General features: G+C 58.4%; 21 protein-coding genes and 8 pseudogenes. 13 read left to right on the forward strand and 16 right to left on the reverse strand.

Annotation, left to right across the window (positions count from 1 at the left end):
• The first annotated feature begins 436 nt into the window (after nt 1-436).
• Entirely contained in the window at nt 437-733 is a 297-nt protein-coding gene (gene groES, locus EB233_RS29315; RefSeq protein WP_019863563.1) for a co-chaperone GroES, read from the forward strand.
• Between the two features lie 64 nt (nt 734-797).
• Nucleotides 798-2,465, forward strand: a complete 1,668-nt coding sequence (groL, locus tag EB233_RS29320) for a chaperonin GroEL (protein ID WP_064987316.1) — start codon at nt 798-800, stop codon at nt 2,463-2,465.
• 338 nt (nt 2,466-2,803) lie between these two features.
• Here groL and EB233_RS29325 read toward each other — a convergent pair whose 3' ends face one another.
• The 4 genes from EB233_RS29325 to EB233_RS32370 form a co-directional block, all read right to left on the reverse strand.
• Nucleotides 2,804-3,283, reverse strand: a complete 480-nt coding sequence (locus EB233_RS29325; protein ID WP_064987315.1) for a ProQ/FINO family protein — start codon at nt 3,281-3,283, stop codon at nt 2,804-2,806.
• Nucleotides 3,284-4,321: 1,038 nt separating this feature from the next.
• The gene (locus EB233_RS29330) at nt 4,322-6,508 is read right to left on the reverse strand and encodes a tetratricopeptide repeat protein (protein WP_064987314.1); all 2,187 of its coding nucleotides are present in this window, start codon (nt 6,506-6,508) and stop codon (nt 4,322-4,324) included.
• 469 nt (nt 6,509-6,977) lie between these two features.
• Nucleotides 6,978-7,298: a hypothetical protein gene (locus EB233_RS29335; RefSeq protein WP_064987312.1), complete on the reverse strand. Its 321-nt coding sequence runs from the start codon at nt 7,296-7,298 to the stop codon at nt 6,978-6,980.
• Nucleotides 7,264-7,584 (reverse strand): helix-turn-helix domain-containing protein, encoded by a 321-nt coding sequence (locus EB233_RS32370; protein WP_081288669.1) that lies wholly within the window; start codon nt 7,582-7,584, stop codon nt 7,264-7,266. Before EB233_RS32370 ends, EB233_RS29335 begins: the two co-directional genes overlap by 35 nt.
• Before the next feature lie 155 nt (nt 7,585-7,739).
• On the opposite strand from EB233_RS32370, the pseudogene EB233_RS29345 reads away from it, so the two are divergent.
• Nucleotides 7,740-8,366 (forward strand): annotated as a pseudogene (locus EB233_RS29345) (transposase); the annotation flags it as partial.
• Between the two features lie 42 nt (nt 8,367-8,408).
• Here EB233_RS29345 and EB233_RS29350 read toward each other — a convergent pair.
• The 4 genes and pseudogenes from EB233_RS29350 to EB233_RS29365 all read right to left on the reverse strand — a co-directional run bounded on the left by EB233_RS29350 (nt 8,409) and on the right by EB233_RS29365 (nt 11,668).
• Nucleotides 8,409-8,600, reverse strand: coding sequence for an RNA-binding protein (locus EB233_RS29350; RefSeq protein WP_244277773.1), 192 nt, complete (start codon nt 8,598-8,600; stop codon nt 8,409-8,411).
• A gap of 38 nt (nt 8,601-8,638) precedes the next feature.
• Complete coding sequence (darG, locus tag EB233_RS29355; RefSeq protein WP_064987310.1) at nt 8,639-9,718, reverse strand: type II toxin-antitoxin system antitoxin DNA ADP-ribosyl glycohydrolase DarG; 1,080 nt, start codon at nt 9,716-9,718, stop codon at nt 8,639-8,641.
• Entirely contained in the window at nt 9,718-10,350 is a 633-nt protein-coding gene (gene darT, locus EB233_RS29360; RefSeq protein WP_064987309.1) for a type II toxin-antitoxin system toxin DNA ADP-ribosyl transferase DarT, read from the reverse strand. Before darT ends, darG begins: the two co-directional genes overlap by 1 nt.
• 284 nt (nt 10,351-10,634) lie before the next feature.
• A pseudogene (locus tag EB233_RS29365) lies at nt 10,635-11,668 on the reverse strand (IS110 family RNA-guided transposase).
• Between the two features lie 142 nt (nt 11,669-11,810).
• Between EB233_RS29365 and EB233_RS29370 the strand changes: the two are divergent.
• Both EB233_RS29370 and EB233_RS29375 read left to right on the forward strand, forming a co-directional pair.
• Nucleotides 11,811-12,083: pseudogene (locus EB233_RS29370) on the forward strand (IS110 family transposase); the annotation flags it as partial.
• A pseudogene (locus EB233_RS29375) lies at nt 12,052-12,409 on the forward strand (transposase); the annotation flags it as partial. The pseudogenes EB233_RS29370 and EB233_RS29375, both read left to right, overlap by 32 nt.
• A 17-nt stretch (nt 12,410-12,426) precedes the next feature.
• Here the strand turns inward: EB233_RS29375 and EB233_RS31965 are convergent.
• Together EB233_RS31965 and EB233_RS29385 are read right to left on the reverse strand one after the other, a co-directional pair.
• Nucleotides 12,427-12,747, reverse strand: a complete 321-nt coding sequence (locus EB233_RS31965) for a hypothetical protein (RefSeq protein ID WP_081288668.1) — start codon at nt 12,745-12,747, stop codon at nt 12,427-12,429.
• A 318-nt stretch (nt 12,748-13,065) separates the two neighbouring features.
• Entirely contained in the window at nt 13,066-13,995 is a 930-nt protein-coding gene (locus EB233_RS29385; RefSeq protein WP_244277772.1) for an omptin family outer membrane protease, read from the reverse strand.
• A 186-nt stretch (nt 13,996-14,181) separates the two neighbouring features.
• Here EB233_RS29385 and EB233_RS29390 point away from each other — a divergent pair.
• Nucleotides 14,182-14,336: pseudogene (locus tag EB233_RS29390) on the forward strand (LysR family transcriptional regulator); the annotation flags it as partial.
• Between the two features lie 337 nt (nt 14,337-14,673).
• Here the strand turns inward: EB233_RS29390 and EB233_RS29395 are convergent.
• Nucleotides 14,674-15,600, reverse strand: a complete 927-nt coding sequence (locus tag EB233_RS29395) for an omptin family outer membrane protease (RefSeq protein WP_244277771.1) — start codon at nt 15,598-15,600, stop codon at nt 14,674-14,676.
• Between the two features lie 187 nt (nt 15,601-15,787).
• Between EB233_RS29395 and EB233_RS29400 the strand changes: the two are divergent.
• A pseudogene (locus EB233_RS29400) lies at nt 15,788-15,942 on the forward strand (LysR family transcriptional regulator); the annotation flags it as partial.
• A 420-nt stretch (nt 15,943-16,362) separates the two neighbouring features.
• Nucleotides 16,363-16,552, forward strand: a pseudogene (locus tag EB233_RS29405) (aldehyde dehydrogenase family protein); the annotation flags it as partial.
• Between the two features lie 45 nt (nt 16,553-16,597).
• Here EB233_RS29405 and EB233_RS29410 read toward each other — a convergent pair.
• Genes EB233_RS29410 through EB233_RS29420 form a run of 3 tightly spaced genes read right to left on the reverse strand, consistent with a single transcriptional unit; the run spans nt 16,598 to nt 18,817 of the window.
• On the reverse strand, nt 16,598-16,999 hold the full coding sequence (locus EB233_RS29410; protein ID WP_064987405.1) for a ubiquitination-like system serine protease family protein: 402 nt from the start codon (nt 16,997-16,999) through the stop codon (nt 16,598-16,600).
• Nucleotides 16,999-18,186 (reverse strand): ThiF family adenylyltransferase, encoded by a 1,188-nt coding sequence (locus EB233_RS29415; protein WP_019863500.1) that lies wholly within the window; start codon nt 18,184-18,186, stop codon nt 16,999-17,001. The genes EB233_RS29410 and EB233_RS29415 overlap by 1 nt, the downstream gene beginning before the upstream one ends.
• On the reverse strand, nt 18,161-18,817 hold the full coding sequence (locus EB233_RS29420; RefSeq protein WP_244277770.1) for a multiubiquitin domain-containing protein: 657 nt from the start codon (nt 18,815-18,817) through the stop codon (nt 18,161-18,163). Before EB233_RS29420 ends, EB233_RS29415 begins: the two co-directional genes overlap by 26 nt.
• A 148-nt stretch (nt 18,818-18,965) precedes the next feature.
• Here EB233_RS29420 and EB233_RS29425 point away from each other — a divergent pair, with 148 nt between their 5' ends.
• The 5 genes from EB233_RS29425 to EB233_RS29445 all read left to right on the forward strand — a co-directional run bounded on the left by EB233_RS29425 (nt 18,966) and on the right by EB233_RS29445 (nt 22,391).
• Nucleotides 18,966-19,172, forward strand: coding sequence for a ribbon-helix-helix protein, CopG family (locus tag EB233_RS29425; protein ID WP_032921561.1), 207 nt, complete (start codon nt 18,966-18,968; stop codon nt 19,170-19,172).
• A complete protein-coding gene (locus tag EB233_RS29430; RefSeq protein WP_064987305.1) occupies nt 19,169-19,816 on the forward strand; it encodes a hypothetical protein in 648 nt (215 codons plus the stop codon). The genes EB233_RS29425 and EB233_RS29430 overlap by 4 nt, the downstream gene beginning before the upstream one ends.
• Nucleotides 19,817-19,831: 15 nt before the next feature.
• On the forward strand, nt 19,832-20,359 hold the full coding sequence (locus EB233_RS29435) for a helix-turn-helix domain-containing protein (protein WP_032920912.1): 528 nt from the start codon (nt 19,832-19,834) through the stop codon (nt 20,357-20,359).
• Entirely contained in the window at nt 20,356-21,312 is a 957-nt protein-coding gene (locus EB233_RS29440; protein ID WP_019863494.1) for an ImmA/IrrE family metallo-endopeptidase, read from the forward strand. Before EB233_RS29435 ends, EB233_RS29440 begins: the two co-directional genes overlap by 4 nt.
• Before the next feature lie 869 nt (nt 21,313-22,181).
• The gene (locus tag EB233_RS29445; RefSeq protein ID WP_064987304.1) at nt 22,182-22,391 is read left to right on the forward strand and encodes a hypothetical protein; all 210 of its coding nucleotides are present in this window, start codon (nt 22,182-22,184) and stop codon (nt 22,389-22,391) included.
• 291 nt (nt 22,392-22,682) lie between these two features.
• On the opposite strand, the gene EB233_RS29450 is transcribed toward EB233_RS29445, so the two are convergent.
• Both EB233_RS29450 and EB233_RS32375 read right to left on the reverse strand, forming a co-directional pair.
• Nucleotides 22,683-23,138, reverse strand: a complete 456-nt coding sequence (locus tag EB233_RS29450; protein ID WP_064987303.1) for a GNAT family N-acetyltransferase — start codon at nt 23,136-23,138, stop codon at nt 22,683-22,685.
• Nucleotides 23,139-23,567: 429 nt separating this feature from the next.
• Nucleotides 23,568-24,658: pseudogene (locus EB233_RS32375) on the reverse strand (threonine aldolase family protein).
• Nucleotides 24,659-24,664 lie beyond the last annotated feature (6 nt).

Below are 24,664 nucleotides of genomic sequence, written 5' to 3' on the forward strand. Positions count from 1 at the left end.
ACGTGCGAGCGATCCTTGCAGCTCGCAAGTTGGGCGGGTCAAGCCATGTTCACAGCGGCCAGTCAGCCGCCTCATCGCCTCAGGCGCGCAAGAAAAAGGCCGGGCTTGCAAAAAGCTCAAGACTGTTCGGCTGGCCGTCGATTCCGGCCGACTGCTCGGCCGTTAATTTCACATAATTTCACATTCCAAATAAGACACAAAATTCGGCCCATAGCTGACGGCCGAAACGCGTCTAGGCATTGGGATGCGCCGCAATGCGGGCCAGGCTTCCGGGTCGATTCCAAATCTTCTGGCTCTTCGGCCGTCCGCTCATCCGTCTTGACCAGGACGAACCTACAGCCTATCTCACCGCCACGTTAGCACTCCCAACTGGCGAGTGCTAACCCAGGCTCCGGCAACGAAGAACCGTTCAACCTCTGCACCAGGGATATCCAAAATGGCAAAGTCGAATTTCCGGCCGCTTCATGACCGCGTGGTCGTTCGCCGGGTCGAATCCGAATCCAAGACCGCCGGCGGGATCATCATCCCGGATACGGCGAAGGAAAAGCCGCAGGAAGGCGAGATCATCGCCGTCGGCTCCGGCGCCCGCGACGAAGCCGGCAAGCTCGTGCCGCTGGACGTAAAGGCCGGCGACCGCATCCTGTTCGGCAAGTGGTCGGGCACCGAAGTCAAGCTCAATGGCGAAGACCTTCTGATCATGAAGGAATCCGACATCATGGGCATCATCGGCTGACACGCCGCCGCCTTTCATCCGCACCATCCAATCTGAATTCGGGCGAAATGCCCAGGAGTTAAACATGGCTGCCAAAGACGTAAAATTCTCCCGTGATGCCCGTGAGCGCATGCTTCACGGCATCAACATCCTCGCCGACGCGGTGAAGGTGACGCTCGGCCCCAAGGGCCGCAACGTCGTCATCGACAAGTCGTTCGGCGCCCCGCGCATCACCAAGGACGGCGTCACCGTCGCCAAGGAAATCGAACTTTCCGACAAGTTCGAGAACATGGGCGCGCAAATGATCCGCGAAGTCGCTTCGAAGACCAATGACATCGCCGGCGACGGCACCACGACCGCGACCGTCCTGGCGCAGTCGATCGTCCAGGAAGGCAACAAGGCGGTTGCCGCCGGCATGAACCCGATGGATCTGAAGCGCGGCATCGACCTCGCGGTTAGCGACGTCGTCGCGACGCTGATCAAGAACGCCACGAAGATCAAGACCTCGGAAGAGGTTGCCCAGGTCGGCACAATCGCCGGCAATGGCGACGAGTCGGTCGGCAAGATGATCGCGGAAGCGATGCAGAAGGTCGGCAATGAAGGCGTCATCACGGTTGAGGAAGCCAAGACCGCCGAGACCGAACTCGAAGTCGTCGAAGGCATGCAGTTCGACCGCGGCTATCTCTCGCCCTACTTCGTCACCAACGCCGACAAGATGGTTGCCGAGCTCGAGGACGTCTACATCCTGCTCCACGAGAAGAAGCTCTCCAATCTGCAGGCCATGCTGCCGGTCCTGGAAGCCGTCGTGCAGACCTCAAAGCCGCTGCTGATCATCTCGGAAGACGTCGAAGGCGAGGCTCTGGCCACGCTCGTCGTCAACAAGCTGCGTGGCGGCCTGAAGATCGCCGCCGTCAAGGCGCCGGGCTTCGGTGATCGCCGCAAGGCCATGCTGGAGGACATTGCCATCCTCACCGGTGGCCAGGTCATCTCGGAAGACCTCGGCATCAAGCTCGAGAACGTCGGCCTCAACATGCTCGGCCGCGCCAAGAAGGTGTCGATCTCCAAGGAGAACACCACCATCGTCGACGGCGCCGGCAAGAAGGCCGAGATCCAGGGCCGCGTTGCCCAGATCAAGCAGCAGATCGAAGAGACCACCTCGGACTACGACAAGGAGAAGCTGCAGGAACGTCTCGCGAAGCTCGCGGGCGGCGTTGCGGTGATCCGCGTCGGCGGTGCGACGGAAGTCGAAGTCAAGGAAAAGAAGGACCGCGTTGACGACGCTCTGAACGCGACCCGCGCGGCCGTGGAAGAAGGCATCGTTGCAGGCGGCGGCGTCGCCCTGCTGCGCGCTTCGCTGAGCATCAACGCTGTCGGCGCAAACTCCGACCAGACTGCTGGCATCGCCATCGTTCGTCGTGCGCTGCAGGCTCCGGCCCGCCAGATCGCGGCCAACGCCGGTGCGGAAGCCTCGATCGTTGCCGGCAAGATCCTTGAGAACAAGGGCACGACCTTCGGCTACAACGCCCAGACCGGCGACTATGGCGACATGATCGCCATGGGCATCGTCGATCCGGTCAAGGTCGTGCGCACGGCTCTGCAGGACGCGGCCTCGGTCGCCGGTCTGCTGGTCACCACCGAAGCCATGATCGCCGAGGCTCCGAAGAAGGAGTCGGCCGGCGGCGGCGGCATGCCTGGCGGCATGGGCGGCGGCATGGGTGGCGGCATGGGTGGCATGGGCGGTATGGACTTTTAATCCAGCCGATCTGGCTTCACATACGCGAAAGGGCGGCGATGCCGCCCTTTTCCTTGAAGTCGGATCCGGCCGGAAATGTTCAGGGCGTAGTAGAGATGGTCGTGAAAGAGGACAAGGAGAGCGCGGGCAAGGATGCGGCGGAGAGCCGCTGGCCGTGGCTTCGGAGACACCAACGTCCGGCCTCGGTTCGTCTCGAGAAGGGATGACCGACCACTTCGTTTTTCGCCAGCACGAATGCGGCAGCTCCTTACAATCGCGGTAATTCGGATCGGCACGGGGCGGCGCTCCGACCCTCAGGGGCTGTGTCCGTCGGTGCAAGGCCTATCGCTCAGCGGCGCTCAAGCCATCGGCTTTCGAAAAGCGCGGCGACGCTTCGTCTCAACGACTATGCCGGTCGGGCTGTCGGCCGTATTCTTCGCCCTGTACCCGGCGGTTCGCTTCGGTTTTGGTTTGGGTGGCGCTCGAGGCTCTACCCTTGGCTCCGGCGTTTGCTTGGCCTCTTGTTTGTGCTTGCGGGCCCTCAGCAAAGCCTTGGCGGTCGCCGCGTCGGCATCCGAGACCACGCCGGCCGGCTTGCCATCGAGATCGACCCGTGCGGCGCCGGCATCCAGTCTCGCCAAGTATTTGGCCATCCTGGTATACGCCAGCAGGGCTCTCCTTAATTCATCATCAGACAGTTCGCCGTCAAGCACGCGAATGTCATGATGGATGCCGATCTTGAGCGGCCTGGGCGCTTTCGGATTGAACGCCGCGGGCCACTTGGCCGATAGATAGCGGAAAAGCTGTGCAGGCGATTTGCCTCGGCTGGCGCTCAACATGGTAAGCTTCGCCCCGATTGTTTTCGTTTCCGATTCGGACCTTTCCTAGCACTGACATATGCAATGTTTATGGAAAAATGCGTTCGTCCCGCATGGCAAAGCAGTGGGTGCTCACGGTTGGGCAGACGAAGCAGCTGCTGCGCGAGCAGGACCGGCACCAATCACGCGGAGCCGTCCCGGTCGAGTTCATAGCCAAGACAGTAGGTGGAAAGCGCTCTTGCCCCATCTCACCGCCAGACCTTAGCCTTGGCAGCGTATCTGAAACGCCAGTAGCGAAAAAGACGCGACGGCCACCGCCGAGCCCGCCGGCGAGTAGGGCGCCGAAAGCGTCGCGGCTCCCCTCACCCGTTGGGCCGTTCCGTTCTACATCTTGGGGCCGGAAATCATGCGAATGGCCGCCAAAACGGTTCCACCGCAGTCCGGCGTCGGGCGTGCAATTAGGTCGACACCCGTGGCGGAGATTGCCGCGACGTTCACCGGGGTTACTCGCTCAGAGGTCTCGGCAATTGTACGTCGCCAACCATCGCCACAGCTTGGGCAAGCTCCCTTGGTCGACACCGCGTGCTATTACCAGCACCACCACGATTTCGCGGGAGCTGGTCGCGCTTGCGGCAGGCCGAAGCATTTGTCTCAACTATCTCATGGTCAGCCTTCTCTTTGCATCAAAATCTCGTCGTCCGCAGCGAGTGTTTGACGCCAAAGTTGCTGACCCAGGAGACAATCTTTAGTGCCGAAAACTGGCCGGTCTTTGGTTGGAACGGTGGCCGGCTTCATACCAGACTGATGGCTGGTGTTTTGCGTACCGGCTGCGACGGGGAGCTGGTCGGGGTTCCGCAGCCCGATTGGGGCGGTTCAGGATCCCGATTCCGTCGTCATTGGCGGTCAGCTGCTTGCTGCTTAACCCTTGCCTCCCGATCCCAGCGTGAACGGTTAGCGCAATCGAGCTTGGGCATAAGCGAGGCTTGTCATGCCAATCCGCAGGGCTGTGGAAATGGCGACGGAGCCCCTTACCGCAAATTTTTACGCCTACCTATTTGTCTAACTCGCCAATGCCATGCGGATATGGTTGCGCGTGGCCTCGTAATCGGGCTCGCCGGCAAAATCGACGGCTTGATTGGCATGCTCCAATGCCAAATCAGGCTGCTTGGCGTTGAACAGCTCAATTGCAAGATTGTTGTGGGCCGGCGCATGACGGGGATCGATATCGAGGGCCTTCTGATAATGAGCGATGCTCTGCTCAGGCTTCTCCAACTCGGAATAGGCAAGACCCAAGTTGCTCTGCAGGTCCGCATGTGAGGGAACGAACTCAGCGGCAGCAAGGTAAGCTTCAATTGCAGAAGACGGGTTTCCGGCTGAGAGAAGGATATTGCCTTTCTCCAGCAGAGCTCGCCATTCTTCCGGCTTGATCGACAGAGCGCGATCAAGATCGGAAAGCGCTCCTTGTGTATCACCGAGACGTTTACGGAGACCTGCCCGGTTCAAATGCGCCTCGTAGTAAGGCGGGCAGAGCTCGATCGCGCGCGCATATGCATTTGACGCGTGAACTTCACGGCCCGGGACTTTGCCGAGGAGATTTCCAAGATCGTTCTGGTATTCGCCATAATAAGGATCAACGGCGATGACATCGCCAAGCTTTCTCTCCGCGAGAGAAAGTTCGTTTACAAGCTCGTATACCTGACTGATGTTATACATCAAAATTGACTGATGGAGTTTGAAGCGATTGTCGCCATATATCTCTGACATTGTCGCCTTACCTTCCGTGCAAAGCTGGAGGGCTTCGTCAAATTGACCCTGCCTTGCCTTGATATAGGCATAGGCGTTTTCCGCGAAAACCTTTATGTAGTGGTATTTCTCGTGATATTTGAAATCCCGCTCAATAGTATCGATGTTTCGCAGCGCGTATTGTTCCGCCAATGGAAGGTTCACTGGCTGTTGATATCTGGCATAGGTCATTGATTGGGCGTAAAGCACCGTAGGCGTGTAGCGGCTTGATGGGAATTTCGAGTAGAAAAGATCGAGATAGGGAACCGAGACGCAGCCGCAGCCCAAGCTGTAGAGAACAAACGCTGCATTGATGAAAACCGCGTTGACCGCATCGTTTCCTGTTCCGTAAACGCGCAGCTCGGGATCCGCAAACATTTCGCCGAAATAGCTGAACCAAGTGTCATAAAGCCCAATGCTCTTAAGAATTTCGCTTGGCTCCGCAATAAGCTCGAGCCGCTTGAATTTGTTCCGAACAGACAAGGCGTGGAATGTCACCAAGGGTGACTTTCCGGCAAGATGTTTTTCAATTGCGGCCCGATGCATTTCTGCATGCAGACTGTCAGCATACTCCCGATCAAATGTCTCATAGTTGCGTTGGGCGATTAGATCGGTCGGGTTGCAGTCTGCTTCCACATAGGATCGAAGCATCTCGCTGCGTTCCTCAGGGCTCAGGCTCGCCAGGTGCAAGTCGATAGCAGCATTGGAGGTCAAGTATCCAACAACTGGCATGCCGGCCTGATTGCAGGTGATCAGAGCGCGAAGGAGTAGCGGATTCCCGCGAGCCGCCTCAAAAATCAACCGCCGCTTCTGTGGTGCCATGTCAGGTTTAAAGAGACCGGCGAGTTCATCGATCGAATAACAGCCGAAGTTGACTTCACAGGCCCCTTCAATGAACACGGAATTGGAATGGTCCACGAGAACAAAGCGGAAATGGCGTTCGCTGTCGAGCCGCCGCAACACTTTCACCAGGTTGACGGCCGTAGGTGACATCTCTGAAGCTCGATCGATGACCAGCACACAGCGGAGACCGCTTCGGCTAGCATATTCGAGCAGATATTCGGCGAGCCCCACGAGCAGCTTGTTCTGATATTCGTGATGGTAGAACCGTGTTCGCTCTTCCTTGCTCGATGTGTTGGTGAGGTCTTTTGGAACGGTAAAGGCGGCGCTGGAGAGAAGCGGAAACAGGCGCTTAAGCGATTGCTGGTGCTTCTCGATCAGGTGCGGGCATTCTTTGGTCGTCCATTCCAAAGCCGCATCAACCAGGTTTTGGAATCCCGCGAGATAGCCGCCACGTTGCCAATCACCATCAGCAAACTCGACATTAGATCCACAGTCTGCAAGAGCTGTCGCGACCGTGGCTCGAGGAGCCATGCCTTTGTCAGCCTTGAGCACGGTTATTGTTGAGGCGCCAACCGCCTCCGAAATCAACGCCAAAGCGTGCGACTGTACAAAATCGGCCATATTGCTCGCCTTCTTGGTTGAGGGAGGGTGGCGCATTGCCACCCTCCCAAGTCATCAGACCGTGCCCGTGTACGGCGTGGTCGTACGGATGACCGTGGTGGTTTCTGCGATCTTCTTCTTCATGGTGCATTCCTTTCTCGTGGTTGGCGGATGCTACTCAGTGATGTTGCCGTACGCCGGCTTGCTGCGGTCAGCACCCTGCAAGGATGAACAGCAACTTTCGTGCCGCGCGTGTAGCGTCGTCGAAGAACCTCCGAAATTCCATGAGCGTTCTCAATTGCTTGGATAAAAGGTTTGTCGCGCCGCTCCACCCTCGGGGCGGCAGAATTGTCGTGTGTGGGACAAAAGTTGGCTACTTTCGGCGGTGCAATTCGCTGGGACAAACTGCCCGCCCATACGGCCGCCGGCGTGCGACGCGATTGAGGCCGCAGGCGTGAGCCTGCTCTATAGGCGGTACGCGGCCCGCTGGTTACATCTGCTGAAAACAAGACATACGGCCTGCCTGCCAGCATGAAACGGCATCCATATCAGGACAATCGACCGCCTCGCTAACAAGGATGAAGCCATGCAGCTCCATGATCGCTGAGAGGTCCCGGAGGGGACCGCGCCCAAGCGACCAGGCGGATCGCAGTGCATCTGCCGCCGCTTCAATTTGATCCGTTGATTGAGAAGACGGATCAAAATCAAGGGCTGGGAGATCGAGCGATGGCATATCAATGAAGCGCTCCAAATATGCGACGACATCGCTAGCCCACTCAAGCCGACGAGCGATGCGCTTGCGATGGTACAATTCGACTCGCTTTAAACTGCCAAAACGGCGCGATGCCCGCGCCGGATCGTTGTCTTGGGGTAGTGAAAAACGCCGGCGGCTGCTCAGTCACGGCTATGATGCGGCCGAATGTTTCCCCACTCGGGGCGGAGAGACCGCTTTCTATCCGGGATACAGCCTGCTTTGTCACGTTCAAGAGTTCGGCGAATGGCTCAATCTGTAGCCCGCGAGCTTCCCGCGCCTCGCGGATTCGCTCGGGGATAACCCGAGGCAGATTCCGCCTGTCTGAAGAAAATAGATCATCCATTGCTGCTGCGCTTTATGCGCCTTCCTTCTTGGCGCTCTCTTCGAGCGCTTGGGCAATATGGTCCTTCAGGCGAAGCTTTGCCCCAGCGTCGGGCACCGTCGATCCCACCGGAACCTCTACGCCACGTTTAGCCACTTCCTCAAGAACATGCGGGGCTGGACGCGCTCTTCAAATGGCCGCTCTACCAGGCCGCCACCGTTCTCGAGCAACGTCAGCGCCAGCGCGGCCGCAAGATCTACAGCCTGCACGCGCACGAGGTGGAATGCATCGGCAAGGGCAAGGCGCATGCGTCTTATGAGTTCGGGGTGAAGGTGTCGGTGGCCACCACGCTGAAGCGTTCCAGGGGCGGCCAGTTCGCCCTGCATGCAAAGGCGCTGCCCGGCAATCCCTATGACGGCCACACGCTTGCAAGCGTCATCCCCGACATGGAAAAGACCATCGGCAACGAGATCGGCCGCATCCTCGCCGACGCCGGCTATCGCGGCCACAACGCACCGCAGAGCCACAAGCTCAGGTTCTTCACCAGCGGCCAGAAACGCCGCGTCACCCCAGCCATCAAGCGCCAAATGCGGCGGCGCTCGGCGGTCGAGCCCGTCATCGGCCACATCAAGAACGAACACCGCATGGACCGCAACTACCTCGCCGGCCAGCAGGGCGACGCCCTCAACGCCATCCTGGCCGCCGCCGGCTACAACTTCTCCCTCCTGCTCAACTGGTTCAGGCTGCTTTTGTGGCTTCTCATCGCAGCCCGCCAAAGTCAGCCAAACGAGATCGAAGCCTGACCAATCTCATTGTTCACGGTCGACGATCTCAGGTCAACTGAATTACAGCTTACCCCACCGCTTTTCAGCAGCTTTCTTCGCAATCTCTGCCCGGCGCTCTGGCGTCATGTTCTCGGCGCGCTTCTTGCCGCCCTTTGAGCCAAGCGCCTTGGCGGCAGGGTCTTTGCCGTCGTCAACGTCCTCGGCTTCATCGCCAGTGGCAATGCGCATGACGCGGACGGCGTTGCCGATCACGTCGGTGGGGCGCTTCTGTCCTTTAGGTCCCGTGGGCATTAGCTGGCCTGCACCAAAGAGTTTTCCTTCAAAGCATCCAGGGCTATCTTGATGATGCGATCATCAAACAGCCGCAACTTCCGCTCAGCCGCATCCTCGCCACCGGGCCATTTGGGCAGGGCAGCCCTGATCTCATTCACTTGGGGGGCAACCTTTTCGTGGCGCATCAACCAATCGACGGTCGCAAGCAACTCCATCCCCAGGGGAGACTCGAAGCCGTCGATAAGCTTGCTGGTGGCCTCCAAAGCTGATCGATATGGCTTTGCTTCAGCGGTAGAAAAGTAGGCAGAGACGCGTTCCTTTCGCTCATCATCAAAATGAATTGGCTCAAAGGGGCCGGCATCACCAAGTCGCTTATCGCAATGTAAATAGCTTCCATCCAGAGCATTCAGCATATGCTTCATCTTGTCCGAATACGGCCCATATTTATTGGCTCCGAATTCGAATTTCATCTCATCCAAGCCCTCTCGGTTCGCGAATCTCTCCACGAAATAGCCAAGTTTCTGAACTTCCAGCAACGAGCACTGGATTCCAAGAATACAATATCTCCTAACAAGTTCAGCTATCAGCGCTCGCGCTGGAGTCAACTTATCTACGCCGGCACGCTTGGCCACGTTCTGGTATTGTCGGGTCGGCTCGTAAACAAGAACTTCGACATCATTTAGCGAATCAAGCTTAGACAGGATTATCTCGCGAACTTCAGGCCAATCTAAGCCGCCGTTGCCAGCACCCAAAGGTGGAATAGCTATGGATTTGATGTTGTTATGTTCCACGACAGCTTTAAGATCGTCCAAGCCCTTTGCTATCCATTCGATCTTAGATGGATATCGCCAGTGCGCCTTAGTGGGAAAGTTGATTATCCATTTCGGGCCATAGAGGTCGTTCCGCTCCGTAACGAACATCTCGCCAAGCCGCACGCGCTTATCCTCACAAGCGGCTTCGTAAAGCTTGAAGTTTTCGGGGAATGCCTCTTTGAACATCAAGGCGACGCCCTTCCCCATCACGCCGACGGTGTTGACGGTGTTCACCAGAGCTTCAGTGTCAGCTTCAAGTAGGTTGCCACGGACAAACTTGACCATCAGAGGAACCATCTCCTTTCTGCCAGGACCTTCACCTTAGCGCCTGCTTTCGCGGCGGCAGCCTCGATCTCGGCTTTTGCGTTTTCGTCATAGCAAACGATGCCAAGCAGGGCAGTGAGCGGAACGTGCTTATATACAAGCGCTTCAGCCTGATATTTCTCGAACTTGTCGATGTCATCTTTCTTGAAATCGCGCGCTTGCAGGGTCAGCCAGATAATCCAGTTCAGATCGGCCAAATCGTCCGAGAACTGCGCCAACTTCAGATAGGCGTGCCGGTCGGTAAACACAAACGGAACCTCTAACTTGGCCAGGTGATGCAGCGAAGATACGAGGATCACGATGTCTCGCATCGAGCGCTGCTTGATGCCGTTGTAACCCGTCTTGATGTTGTAGAGCATCGGGCTATAGGGTGTGAAATAGAACGGAACGTAGTCGCTCAAAGTGCCGCCCGGATCGATCGGAACCGCCTTGTCAGCGCGCTTCTGGATCAGCTCCGGATTCCCGATCTCGATATATTTCTTGCCTTCCATGGTTGCGCGGCAGTGGCAACCATCAGCCAGCACTGGTCCGATATTGTCCCTGTGGACAATCCGAAAAATGAGCGCTTTCTCTGGGTTGAGGTCTTTGGACATGATTCGCGCGTATGCTGCCACATGCTTAGCGGCAAGCACAGCCCGGAATGGTCGCCGTGGCTACACTGCTGACAAGATTTCAAACTGAGACACTTCTCTATTCGGCGTGTTGAGGTCAAGCGCTATCGGGCTTTTCAGTCTCCGGCATTTTGACGTCTTTCGCAGGGCCTTGCTTCTCTGCGGGATCGGCGTTTCGCCCTCCCAGTATGGGGTCAGAAGAACGAGGCGGCCCAATCTGCCAAGCGTCCTGATCGCACTGTCTCTCTCCTTCCCGGCCTCCTGGATCAGATGGCTGACGCCATGGTTTCCCGCGTCCAGCGGAACTCGGCGCCGTCCAGCCACATGCGATGCATGATGACCGCCAGGCGACGTGCCAGCGCGACAATTGCTTTGCGCATCCCGCGCCGCTTGGCGACGTTCATCGCCCAGGTCTTGAGCCACGACCATTTCGTCACGCGAGTCATCAGCGTTTGGGCAGCCTCATAGAGCAACGTCCGCATCATGCCGTCCCCGCACAGGGATATGCATCCAACGCGCTTGCTTTCCCCGGACTCGTTGAGCTTCGGCGTCAGTCCCAGGATGGGCCCCACCGCCTTGGAGTTGCTGAACCGCTGCGGAATGTCGATTGTCGCGGCATAGGCGAGCGCCACAACAGGGCCGACACCGGGAACCGTAATCAAGCGCTGGCAGGTCGCATCATTCCTGGCGATCATGAGCACTTTTTTGTGCAGGCGAGCAAATTCGGCACGCAGCTTCCGCCTGGCGGCCAGCAGCGGTTCCATGATTTCTTCGAGATCGGGCATGCCTTCGACGAGCTCGCGAGTGCGCTCCTCGAACTTCACCGTTCCCACAACACCGACCTTGAGGCCAAAGTCGCGCAGAAGGCCGCGGATGTCATTCTCGATGGCGATTGCCTTGCCTTGCAGTAGCTTGCGGGCTGTTAGGAGTGCCCGCCGCATCTGGCTCGTGAGCGTTTTCACATGCACCGGGCGGTACAGGTTGACCCGCATCATCTGCGCGATGCCGCGCGCATCATTGCGATCCGTCTTGTTCGGCTGCGCCTTCAAGAACGCTTTCACATGGCGCGTCTCGATGCAGATGACCGGCAACCCGGCCCTGGCCAGCCCCTCGAAAAGCCATTGCGACAACGGCCCAGCCTCGAGGCCGACCCGTTCAATATTCAAGGCAGCATGCTTCAGCACGGCGAGGAGATCGTCGGGATGGCTGACCACCTTCACCTCACGCCAGATCCTGCCGGTTTCATCAACGATGCAAACGGCAGTCTCACCGCGACATCGAGACCGATAAAGTACTTCATGCTGCGCTTCCTTCCTGATGCTTGTGGCTGTTTGGACAGACCACGTTCTATCATCAGCTCGAAGCGCAGCACCTTCCTGCTTCACCATTGAAGAAGGGGCGCAAGCCGAATACCCCATCTACCCCTAATGCGCTGCACTGGCCTGACGCACTACCTGCCGCTGTATTTACCCGAGATCGACCGCCTCCGGGGGAACAGCCGCAGCGACTGGTTCTTCGCTTTCCTCCATGCCTTTCCTACCCCGGCAAGCATCACGGCACTGACGAAGGAGGAGTTTGTGACAGGAGCGTGGGATGTCGTCGGTCGCAAGGTCAGCAAGACACAGATTCTGACGGATATTGAGACGGCGCGCTCATCGATCGGACTGCCGCTGCCACTTGAAGGAGCGGATCATCCAGACGCCGCATCTGTCGCTACACGGCCTGAAGGACGAACTTGCCGCACGCGGTGTGAAGGTCTCGCACGACACGGTATGGCACTTCCTGCGGCGCGAGGGTTTGCGGTTCAAAAAAAACGCTGTTCGCCGTTGAACAGGTTCGCGCCGACATCGCGCGGCGACGGCAACGCTGGTGCTCCTGGCAGGCGGGTCTCGATCCGGAACGGTTGGTGTTTATCGGCGAAACCTGGATCAAGACCAACATGGCTCCGCTGCGGGGCTGGGGACCGTGCGGCAAACCCCTGCGCGGCTTTGCCTCACACGGCCACTGGCGCACGCTGACCTTCCTCGGCCCTGCGGCTTGTCCCTTTGTCCGGTCGGGTCAAGCGGCTGCCAGAAGTCGGGGATAGGCAGCGCGCCCGTACATCTGGCGCTTGATCGTGAGGCGGTTGATCTGGCCTTCGACCGGGCTCGCACTCCAGGGCTTGGTGATTGCCGCCCGGACAGCCTCAATGTCACGGCTGGAGGCTGCTGCAAGGGAAGCCCCATTGACCGAGGCCTGCATCATCGTCGCCATGTATGGCCGCGGCAAAGCGGCGGGCCAGGTCAGCCGCGATTGAAAGTTCCGGAGCATGTTCATGCCGATGGTGGGGAACCGCTGGGTCTGCTCACCCGACGTCGCGTGCTTCACGTTCGATAACATCGAAAGAATCGGGCCATTTGCTCGCTGCCGTGAATGTTCGGTGCGACGCGCTCTCAGTCGGTTGAACGCGGGTTCTGAGTGCGGCTCGACGTTGTTCTGGAAGCCTACGATTGAAGGCGATCAGCTCACAGCTATCGCGATGGGCCTATTCGATGGCCCAACCGGCTTGCATCTCTCCAAACGCCATTTGTCGGGGACAAGGACGATGCTGCGAGATCAGAGACGGTCTACCGCGGAACGACAGCTCGGCGAAAGAACGTCGTTCCTATCGCGCCCAGCAATTTCTGCACCGTTGCGGACATCGGTTTGGCGTTCCGGTCAGAACGAGGTCCTGATGCCGACCATCACCGTCGCCGCGGCAAAATCGCCGCCGCTCCGATCGTCGTAGCCGCGAGTCTCTGCGCCGGTCGGAATGTCATAGGTGTTGTAGTCGGCGCGAGCGGTGAACATCTTTTCGTAGGAACCGGAGACGAAGAAGCTGGTCCGCTCGTTGTACTGGTAGCCGACGCTGCCGCCGACCATCAGAACCGGCGCCGATTCGAAATGATCTTCGAAGCGCAGGTCACGCAGCCAGTGATGATCGGTATCACCGGCCGAGAAGGTCATGCCGCCCTTCAGCGCAAAGCCGAAGTTCCAGCGATCCTTGACATAGGTCGCATCGATGCCGGCGAAGGCGACCGGCAAGTTCTGCTGGTAGCTGTTGGACTTTTCGCCTCCTCGGTAGTCGCCAACCGAATCCCGGAAGCCGCCAACGCTCTCGACATAGGAGCCGCCATAGGCAGTCCACTTGACCGAGGTGTACTTGAAGCCACCGTTGACGTTGATCAGCAGCTGATCGCTGAGCTGGAAGTCGTGGCCGAGCGCGACGGTTGCCGAATAGAAGTGATCCAGATCGGTCTCGGAAAAGCGCGAACGGTCGCTCCAGTCGTTCCAGCCATCATTGGTCGAGAAGGCCGGGCTCCAGTCATAGTTTTCCATGTAGCTGTCGCCGCTGAAGGCGAACTGGCCGGAAAGCTTGGCGGTCCAGCCGGCCTCGCTGCGCGCCGTCATCTCGGCTGAGATGACCGGAGAGGTGCTTTCCCAGATCAGTTGGCTCAGCTTCGAGCCGCTGCCGGAAGCCTGATAGACGAGCTCGTTGGCCTCGATGTCGATGACGCCGACGCCGCCGACGAAAGAGAAATTGGGATTGTAGGGCGCCGGTTCGCTCACCACCGGCTCGCTGGCCATCGCCGGCCAGGCAGCGAACAATGCTGCCGCTCCACCAAAGACTTTCACATACAATTTCATAAAACTACCCTCACAGGAATCATCCGCCATTCGGCCATACGCGGCGTACCGGGTGCACGTCACGTGCGGTCGTCTATGCAGCGCCCTGGACGTTTGGCAAAATTGATTGTTTAGATCGGAGCATCCACGCTATGGATAGCTAAAACCGTGCATTTCCAATGGCTTGATCTGAACCTGCTCGTCGTGCTCGATGCACTGCTGAGCGAGCGCAACCTGACGGCGGCGGCAGCAGCATCAACCTAAGTCAGCCGGCCATGAGCGCGGCCGTCGCCCGGCTGCGCGATTATTTCAACGATGAACTGGTCGTCCGTGAACAATGAAAGCGGATCAGGCGGCGACAGGTTTTGTCAGGCACTTGGCCGCCGGTGCTCGGGCTCACCGCCCGCAAGCCAGCGTTCGACAGTTCTCAACGTGCCAATCTGGGGCGCGATCTGTCGCGGTGATAGACCGGCTCCCAACTGAAGCATTTCAGCATGGAACTCGCTGCGCTGGTTGCGCCTCGACGAAGGACGACTGCTGCGAGATCAGAGACGGTCTACCGCGGAACGATAGCTCGGCGAAAGAACGTCGTCCCTATCGCGCCCACCGATTTCTGCGCCGTGCGGACATCGGTTTGGCGTTCCGGTCCGGTTCGTTCAATCAGAACGCGGTCTTGATGCCGACCATCACCGTCGCCGCGGCAAAATCGCCGCTCATCGAGTCGTTGCCGCCAATCTCTGCGCCGGTCGGCATGTCATAGAGTTTGGAGTCGGCGCGAGCGGTGAACATCTTTTCGTAGGAACCGGAGACGAAGAAGCTGGTCCGCTCGTTGTACTGGTAGCCGACGCTGCCGCCGATCATCAGAACCGGCGCCGATTCGAAATCTTCCTCGTAGCGCTGGTCAGGGATCCAGTGATGATCGGTACCGCCGGCCGAGAAGGTCATGCCGCCCTTCAGCGCAAAGCCGAAGTTCCAGCGATCCTTGACATAGGTCGCATCGATGCCGGCAAAGGCGACCGGCAAGTTCTGCTGGTAGCTGGCGACCTTTGTGTCTCCTGGGTAGTCGCCCACCGAATCCCGGAAGCCGGCACCGCTGATGACGTAGGAGCCGCCATAGGCAGTCCACTTGACCGAGGTGTACTTGAAGCCACCGTTGACGTTGATCAGCAGCTGATCGCTGACCTGGAAGTCGTGGCCGAGCGCGACGGTTGCCGAATAGAAGTGATCCAGACCGGTGTCGGAATGACGCGAACGGCTGCTCCAGTCATTCCAGCCATCATTGGTCGAGAATGGCGGGAACCAGGCATAGTATTCCATGTAGCTGTCGCCGCTGAAGGCGAACTGGCCGGAAAGCTTGGCGGTCCAGCCGGCCTCGCTGCGCGCCGTCATCTCGGCTGAAATGACCGGAGAGGTGCTTTCCCAGATAAATTGGCTCAGCTTCGAGCCGCTGTAGCGACTCTGATTGACTAGCTCGTTGGCCTCGATGTCGATGACGCCGACGCCGCCGACGAAAGAGAAATTGGGATTGTAGGGCGCCGGTTCGCTCACCACCGGCTCGCTGGCCATCGCCGGCCAGGCAGCGAACAATGCTGCCGCTCCACCAAAGACTTTCACATACAATTTCATAAAACTACCCTCACAGGAATCATCCGCCATTCGGCCATACGCGGCGTACCGGGTGCACGTCACGTGCGGTCGTCTATGCAGCGCCATGGACGTTTGGCAAAATTGATTGTTTAGATCGGAGCATCCACGCTATGGATAAGCTAAAACCGTGCGTTTCCAATGGCTTGATCTGAACCTCCTCGTCGTGCTCGACGCACTGCTGAGCGAGCGCAACCTGACGGCGGCGGCAGCAGCATCAACCTAAGTCAGCCGGCCATGAGCGCGGCCGTCGCCCGGCTGCGCGATCATTTCAACGATGAACTGGTCGTCCGTGAACAATGAAAGCGGGTCAGGCCGCGACGGGTTTTGTCAGCCGCTTGAGCGCTGCGATGAGCAGCCAGAAGCTGCCTGAACCAGTTAAGCAGCAGCGAGACGTCGTAACCGGCGGCCGCCAGGATGGCGGTGCGCCTTTTAAATCGGACGCTTCTTGGATATTCCACACTTGGGTGTGAACCGGTTGCCCGGCGAGCTGTCGCTAGAAGTCCGTCTTTGCGACAATCACAATATGGCCTTTCAGGTCAAAATGTCGAGGAAAACCCGGATTTCGCAGATGGAAGGTATGGGCACCCCTGCATCGGTTGCCCCAAAATGGGGCCACGACCCCACGATTCCAAGAGGTAAGCCTGTCTATCTCTCTCTCCCCACAAGCGAAACTCCGCGGTTGGCGCCGCCGACACGGCAGAGAAGCAGCCGATCGGCTTTATTGGCACGATCACGCTGCAGAATTTTCCCGGCTTCAATGGTCGCGCGCAAGATCTCGCCGGCACTGGCGGCGGGCTGCACCGAGATATTGAAACCCGCCGAACAGACGCCGCTTTTTGCAGGCGCAATGGTTGCGCTCGCGGGAGAGGCAGGCTTTCCCGAAGGCGTCGTCACCTGATCTGTGCCTGCAAACGCGATGCCGCCGGCTGCACACTGATTAGCTGATGAACTTGATCCACAGGCGCTTGAACCATGCGAGGATGGCCCCGAGCCCCTTCGGCTGGGCACCGCGCTTGAGAAGGCGGTCATAGGCGCGGCCGGCTTCGATCTGCTCGCGAGACATCTTGCCCGCCCAATGGATTCGGCCACGTTTGATGATGTAGTGTGAGCCACAAGGGAAGTCGTGGTTGCCGATCGACGGCCAGATCGAGGCGCCCTCGTCCTCCATGACAAAGTCATATTCGGTTGCAACGAGCGGTGTTGAAACCTCCTCGCCACACCCACAGGCGCAATTATGGAGGGCAACGTGGCATTGGCGCGACACGTAAAGGACCCCGTCTTCCAGCTGTTCGGGAATGTCTTCGACAAAGACCGTTGCAAGACAATCCACCCGAGCCATCATGCCCCCCGGTTCGTGATATTGTTGCCCTCGATCATGTACGTCGCGTTCTTTTCGTTGCGTTCATCACGATAGAAGGTCAGCCAGCGCTTCCAGCGCATAATCGCCATGATCGCGTTCAACGAATTGAGCTCGGCGATCTGGATTTCGGTGCCGTACACATCGGCCTCTTCATCGTCGTCACCGAACGACAGATGGGTCGCCACTTCCGCCCAGGGCGTGCCGGGGGCAATGAAAGTCGCCCGTGCGCAGCCGTCGAGCGTGTTGTCGTCGAGCCCAAGACCAATGCCAGTGTCGACGAACGGAATGCCCAGGCGAACCAACCCTTCGGCAATGACGCGCCGCGACGATCCCTTGTCAACACAGACAAAGACGAAGTCATAACCTGCAAATTCATCAATGTTGTCAGCCTTGACCCTGGTGGCGTGCGGCTTCACGCCCTTGTGCATACGCGCGTAAAGCGCTGCGTAATAATCTACCTTGCGGGGAAAATTCTTCGCCAGCGCCAGTTCGGGAGCACCGGGCGAACGGAAAAGATTGTGGTTGAGAAGTTGATCGTCGTCGTAGATGTGGATCTCGGCAACGCGGGTCTTGGCGGCGAGATCGAGCAGATAGGCACCTGTGCCGCCAAGGCCGATGATAGCAATGCGGCCCTTGAGCTTGCGGTTGGCGATGACGATTCCATAGCGGGCTGACGCAGAATCGGGGATCGCGAAGGGGCTATCGTCCTCCGCGCTGGCTAACGTGACGCCTGTGCGCGCGTTCGCGGTCTTGTCGTGCGACCGCGCAGCGGCGCCGAGGTGAGATTCGTAGGTGACGACCTTGTCGTAAATGTTGGCATACCGGCCAGTCCCTTCTGGCTTCGACGAGAAGTAATGGTGGACCTTGATGTCGGATCCGACGGTCGCCTCGTTGCTGTTGTGGATGATATTGGTCATCGGCGTACCATCGCGATGGCAAGGCGTCTCTCCGGTGAACCACATGGTGTGGCCGGTTTGTGGAGTCGAGGTCAGGCCTTCGCTATCCAGCGACAGAATGCAGACAAGCGTGCCGCGGCCAAGCGACATGTCGCGCTTCACGTAGGGCACGCTGTGAACGAGAAGGACGAGCTCGCGCATCTCGAGCTCAAACCCCTCGTCCAGCAGCCGCTTCAGATGCGGATCACGACTTATCAGATCGGCGGACATTGAAGACCATCCCGTTCTTGACTTCGATCTTCTCGCCCTCGACCAGATCACCTTCCGCGCCGTGGACACCTTTCAGGTAGGTGATCGTGTACTTGAACTTCTCAAAATCGGCGTCGGGGTATGCGAGCAGTGCAATCTCGCGATAGCTGTGCTTTCTCCGGGGTATCGTGCGCGATCGACCGTTGATCATGATGACCACCGTTTTCGCCTCGCGGCTGCGGATGCGCTCGACGCCATGTCCGCCAAGAACCACCGCGCCATCGGCGGGAATGACCGTATCGCCGGCGCTGTCCAGGATCAGCTCGAGTTCCTCGGCGATGCTGGCGTAGCGGTAGATGTCGGACGCGGAGATTGTCGCCGCCCCCCACTCCCAGCCACGCTCGTTGACGGTGAAAGAGAAGGTGCTGTCGCCTTTGAATGAAAGGAACTCAGGCTGGGGCATCTGTCGCAGGTCGATCGCTTCCTCAAGGCCGATCGAACGCGATGTCCTGTCGGCTATCTGGATGAGAATATAGTCGCTGGCTGGATCAAGCCCACCGCTGTTGCGGACCGCGCGACCTGAAACGATGGCGTCATCGGTAGCCACCACGCGGCCGTTCAGCTTATATGTAAAGTTCGCTGCGTCAGGCATCGAAGCCTCCTTGTTTCTCATTCTGCCCAAAACATATATGCAATTTTTAGCCAATGTCTAGCTAATTAATGGCTATTTTGTAATTATTTTTTGATTGACAATTATGGAGTTTATAGCTACGTAAACGATGCCGGTTAGGGAGGCGCCTATGAAGCGTACAATGACGCTTAACCTGTCGGACGCGGAAATGAGCGTCCTTGAAGCCATGTGTGAAGAAAAAGGGTTGTCCAAAACCGCGCTCGTTCGCCAGGCGCTGCGGCTCTACAAATCAGTCGACGATCGACTGGCGCGTGGCGAAAAGGTGTTTGTCGAAAGCGCCGATAAATCAGAAAAAGTAGAGCTGATGGTTCTATGAAAGAGCTGATCGATCGCGTCTTTCTCTTAAATCGCGCAACAGGCCGGTTCGAAGATGCAGATCTGTATCACGGCCTGGACAGCACCAATCTCGCGCATATCGAAGGACGCTGGCGACCGCTTTTTGAGTTGCGTCGCAGGGAAGCCAAGGCCTCTCTTCAGACTTTAGCGGAGGTCAATGGCGAAGACGCCCATTGGGAATGGGGCAAGAAGGCGCTGGCTGCGCTGAACGACCCGTTCCTGTTCGATTTCTTCGTGCTCGAATGTGGTGGCAGCACACAGGCCATCATGATGACGCGCAAAGGTGGCCAAGACTGCTTCAGTCGCCATCCCGAGCATCAGCGAGTGCCGCTGATCTACGTGGAGTTTCTGGCGACGGCGCCATGGAATCGACCAAAGCTGGTTGCTGAGCCGACTTACAAGGGTGCGGGGCGTGCGCTCGTTGGCACAGCCGTCAGCTTGAGCCTGGAAGAAGAGTTTGGTGGCCGGATCGGTCTGCATTCCCTTCCTGGCGCAGAAGTTTTCTACCGGGATGCGATCGGAATGACGGATCTTGGAGCGGATAGCGAAGGGGTGCATAAAGGGCTGAGATACTTCGAGCTTTCCAGCAGGGATGCTGCGACTTTCCTTTCCGTGCAACACTAACAAGAGGAGTCGACCATGAAATTACATTTCACTGCCGATTGGCTACGCAGCCATATCGAACATGATCCAGATGTCGATTGCGACGCGGGACTCCCGCTGCGCGATGCAGCTCCGCTTGAGCGTCTTATGCAGGAGAAGTCTCGTCATCAAGCAACCGCGGGGCAGCCTTCGGCTGCCCCCGAACAGAAATCTGTTGTGCTGTTTAAATTGGTGCATCAGCTTCGACGCAAGGACGGATTGAGCATTGCGCAGTTGGCTGCCAAAATTCGTGTTGATGCGGCGGAATTGGAGAAGGTGGAAAAGGATCCCTGCTATGTTCCAGGCCCGCGTACCGTTCATCAGCTGGCCGAGTTCATTGGGGTTTCAGCACGTGCTGTAGAACAGCTGACCGCGGCGTCGTCTGCGCAGAACGACAATCTCACCGAAGCGGCGCATCGTTTTGCCGCGAGTTCGGACGACCTATCGAAGCTAAGCCAGGCTGAAAGGCGCGACCTCAACGATTTCGTCAAGGTACTGGCGTCAATCGATAAGAAGAATGGATGACCATGTCCGCGATTGAGCCGATAATTGGGGACTTTGAGCGCCAAGATATCCATGAGCACATATCACGTTTGCTCCGTGATCTCGGCAATCCAGAGCCCCCGTTACGGCTCGAGCAGGTACGCGCGCTGCAAAAGCTTGACCTTACCTATTACAGCAAAGCGAACCTGAGCCTACTGGATGAGATCGCCCACCGGGCGCGAATCGCTGGCAACGAGATCACCAGTACGGCCAAGCGCATGGTCGATGTCGTCCAGCAATATGGCCTTCGTGGTATCCTTATGCTGAAGGAAGGCGACAAGCGGATCTTCATCGATGATGATGTGGCCGAGCTGAAGCGACGCTTCCTCATCGCACATGAGATTACGCATGACCTTCTGCCTTGGCATCGCTCCCTGCTTCTGGGCGACAATGAGTCGACGCTGAATCCGACATTCCATCAGGCAATGGAGGCGGAAGCCAATTATGGCGGGCGCCGTCTGTTGTTTCTCGGGGGAAGATTTCGTCCCGAAGCGCTCGACTGCTCATTTGAATGGAAGAGCATCGAGCAGCTTCGCAAGCGCTACGGGAACACCCTTACGACAACGCTTTGGCAAATGGTTTGCGAACGCGATCCGGAATTTCCTGCCTTCGGCGTTGTCAGCCGGCATCCCTATCACAGGGATATCTGCGAGAAGGCGGGCAATGACAATGTGGCCTATTTCCCGAGATCGAAAGCGCTTGCTGAGCACTTTCCCGGCATCACCACCGAAGTTGCCTATTCCGCCATCTGCGATCACGCAACGAACCGCAAGCGGGGTCCGGTGGGCGAAGGCGAAAGCATCTTTTATGACGCGAACGGCGAACCGCATATATTCTGGTTGCACAGCTTCTCAAATACTTATGATTTGCTCACTTACTGCATCTATAAGAAGAAACACCAACGCATTTCTCCCGTCGGCTTCAGGGCAGCCTGATTACCAACAGACGGGTATTTCAAGTGCCCGATGACAGCACAAAGGCGGCCGCTTGCGGCCCGAGGCTGCCGGAAAGCAATGCCCCGCATTCCAGCCGCTCAGTCGATCGTTGCGCTCTTTGAAGCGGACGAACTGTCGAGAGCTGTGGGATGCGGTAGCGGTATTTTGCCTTGTCGGGAGGCCTGAACGCGCTGCAGATAGCGGCCCATCAGCGGCCAAACGGTCGAGTCGATCAGCGAGCCCTCGAGGACGTACCTGCCGTGCCTTTGAAAACGGCGGATCCGACAGATGCCCGTAAGGATCGCTGCCTTCGTTGGAAACCTGGTTTTCCCCGCTTCGCCTCGCAGCCATGCGGTCCGACGAAAAAACTGCTGTCAGGGCGGCCACACAAATCCGATGGCAGAGGAACAATCCGGCATTACGAAACGAGCGCGGCCGATGCGAAATATGTGGGTCTGTCTTTCCTCTCAGGGAGTCTTTCGACTCCGGACATGGGTACTGCCAGCTCTCGTCGGCAATCGTGCCTTCCCTGGGCTCGGCGGTCTCACGCAGAGCGAAGCGAGCGGGGTAAATACCGTGATGCCGGCGGACCGTGACGACTGGCCCCACTTTACCCTTTGAGCCCGGCGACCTCGATCTGATCCGGCGTGGCCGATGGGGACAAGGACTTCTCCGAGCCTGCACTGATGCGAGGGACCGCTCCGTAAGCGGGTTTGGTCGAAAGAGACTGATCAGCGCAAGGGCATTATTCGCATCACCACATAAACATCTCGTTATATGGCAATTAACAAGAAGCGAAGTGCCGGTGATTGTGCGCATGTCATCCGACCGAGCGAACTTAGTTCGGCAGGTTCAAGACTCTGCTGGCGATGACGGCTCCGCTGGTCTCTCGTTCCACCGAGCAGGGCTGCAACCGTCTGTACATGGTGAAGAGCGAGACCAAGGACGCGGTGGCGCTTATTGCCGAGACCCTTATGGCACGCCCTGAAGCCGTTCAGCAAACGCTCGAATCGCCGGATCGCTGTCTGGGACAGGCCGCAGCCGAACGGGCCCGGCAGCTCGCCCAGCTGGATGATTGATCCAGGTTCTGCAGATCGAAGAGCGGCGCTTGGTCACCGAGAGCGCCGCTGTGCTAAAGCGTAGGCTCGAAGCCGAAACGGAGGTCGATCGCCAGGAGGCGTCACAAGGCCGCTTCGTCGCAGAACGTGAGGAAGTCCAAGCCAAAACGCTGATGCCAAAGGCACGGAGGTGCCCTGACCTGCGAAAATAATCAACTATCGACCATTCGGCTGTAGCATTAGGATGGTCCGCTCGCATTCCCTCACATTGTGCGACAGGTTGCTGTGAGCAGCCCATAGCAAACTCTGAGTCTAGATCATCCGACAGAGCCGAGGGCCGAGCTCCTCAAACCCGTTCCGCAGATAGAAATCGAGCGTGCGCTTCCATTTTGGTTGCCTGGGCGCTGCAAGCTCAAGTCGCTTCCAACCACGCGCATGGCTTTCCTGCGAGGCGACCTCTAGCAGATGAGGGGCGATACCTTTGGAGCGCTTTTCGGGTCGAACATACAGCTCCGAAATATAGCCGAACTTACCTCCTGCATAGATCGCCGTGCATTCATTCAGCACCATGATGCCGACCGGCTCGCCATCTGCAGTTGCGATCACAACGAGCACGCCAGCGTCGGCAAGCATTATCTCCGCGCTTTGTCTCACGTCGTCGGGCGCGGGAGCTTTCCCGCCAGTGAGTTCATCGAGTAGCGCGTGAATAAAACGGACGACCGTCCCTGCGTCCGTTGCGTTGGCGCGGCGAGTAGATATGGAAGGCATATTTTCTCCTGCTAGTGGTCAAAATTCCGATTGATGCTGCCACCCGCGCAGGTCCGACTCACTCTCTTAAGTAATGTCTGACTAAATGGACAGCATTTTTCGTAAAAAATATGATAAAAGAATGCAAAATAAATATCACAAGTATTGAGGATCACGGATGAATTTAGGTGAATTGCGCCTAGGGGAGACCTTCTTACAGAAAATCAACCTGGTCACATTGTTACCGCACGGTGAAGCCCCCTGCCGAGGTAAGATGAATTTGTAGGTCTGAGCTGGGACAGAAGATACAGCCTGAGATGCTCGTGCGCTCGTGCGGCCAGAACGCTCGGATCATCAATGCAGTCGAGCAAAGAGGACATCCCTTAGAGGCCTATGACAATGCCTTGAACGGTCCGTGACGGGCGGCGAGAGCGCTCGACGGCGCCACACTCATTCGGCGCCAGCCGGAACACGAGCCGAGCCGACCGGTGCGCAGAGGCTGGTCGCCGCGCCGATCAAGTCGGACACGTCGGCCCCGGTCGTCGCGAAAGAGGTGACGAACCTCACGATCCCGGGCTCCCAGCGGTCATGGTAGAAGCGGAATCCCATGTCGAGCAGCCCCCGGATTAGGGACGTGGGAAGTCGGCAGAATAGGATGTTGGCCTCGGGACGCTGCTGGATCTCCACACCCGGCACGGCGGCCAAACCTTGCGCCAGCGCCGACGCCATCGCGTTGGCATGAGCCGCGTTGCGAAGCCAGACACCGTCTCGCAAATAGCCGTCCATCTGCGCCGCCATGAAGCGCATCTTGGAGCTCAACTGGCCGGCCCGCTTGCGGCGAAAGGCGATCGTGCTCGCGAGATCCCTGCGAAATGAGATGACCGCATCGACCCCAAACGTTCCGTTCTTCGTGGCGCCAAACGACACAAGGTCGACGCCGGCCTTCCACGTCATCTCGGCCGGCGAGCAGCCGAGAGTGACGAGGGCATTGGCGAAGCGGGCGCCGTCCATGTGAAGTGGCAGGTCCGCCGATCGGCAGATATGGCCGATCGCCTTGATCTCATCGAGCCGTAGACCGATCCCACCTCGGTCGCCTGCGTGATGCTGACGCTGGAGGGCTGGACCGAGTGGACGTCGCCCAGCATGCGCTTCGCGTTGGCCGCCAGGGCGTCGATGTCGATCTTGCCGGCGTCGCCCGGGAGCTGCACCAACTTCGCACCGGCGGTGTAGAATTCCGGCGCGCCGCACTCGTCGCGGTTGATGTGTGCTTCGGCATGCGAAAGGACGCTGCCCCATGGCGGCGTCATCGCCGCGAGCGCCAGCGCGTTCGCCGCCGACCCCGTCGAGACGAGGAACACGTCGACCTCATGCTCGAACACCTCGGCAAGTCGGCGCTCGACGGTGTGCGTCAGCTCATCGTTGCCGTAGGGAAGCGCCTGACCCGAAGCGCACTCCGTGATGGCTGCGATCACCGCGGGAGAGGCGCCGGCGATGTTGTCGCTGGTGAAGCCGCGGGGGCGTGCCTGCTTGCTGTCGCTCATGGTCTT

Origin of the sequence: Mesorhizobium erdmanii, from assembly GCF_013170725.1 — a bacterium.
GTDB classification, from domain to species: domain Bacteria; phylum Pseudomonadota; class Alphaproteobacteria; order Rhizobiales; family Rhizobiaceae; genus Mesorhizobium; species Mesorhizobium erdmanii.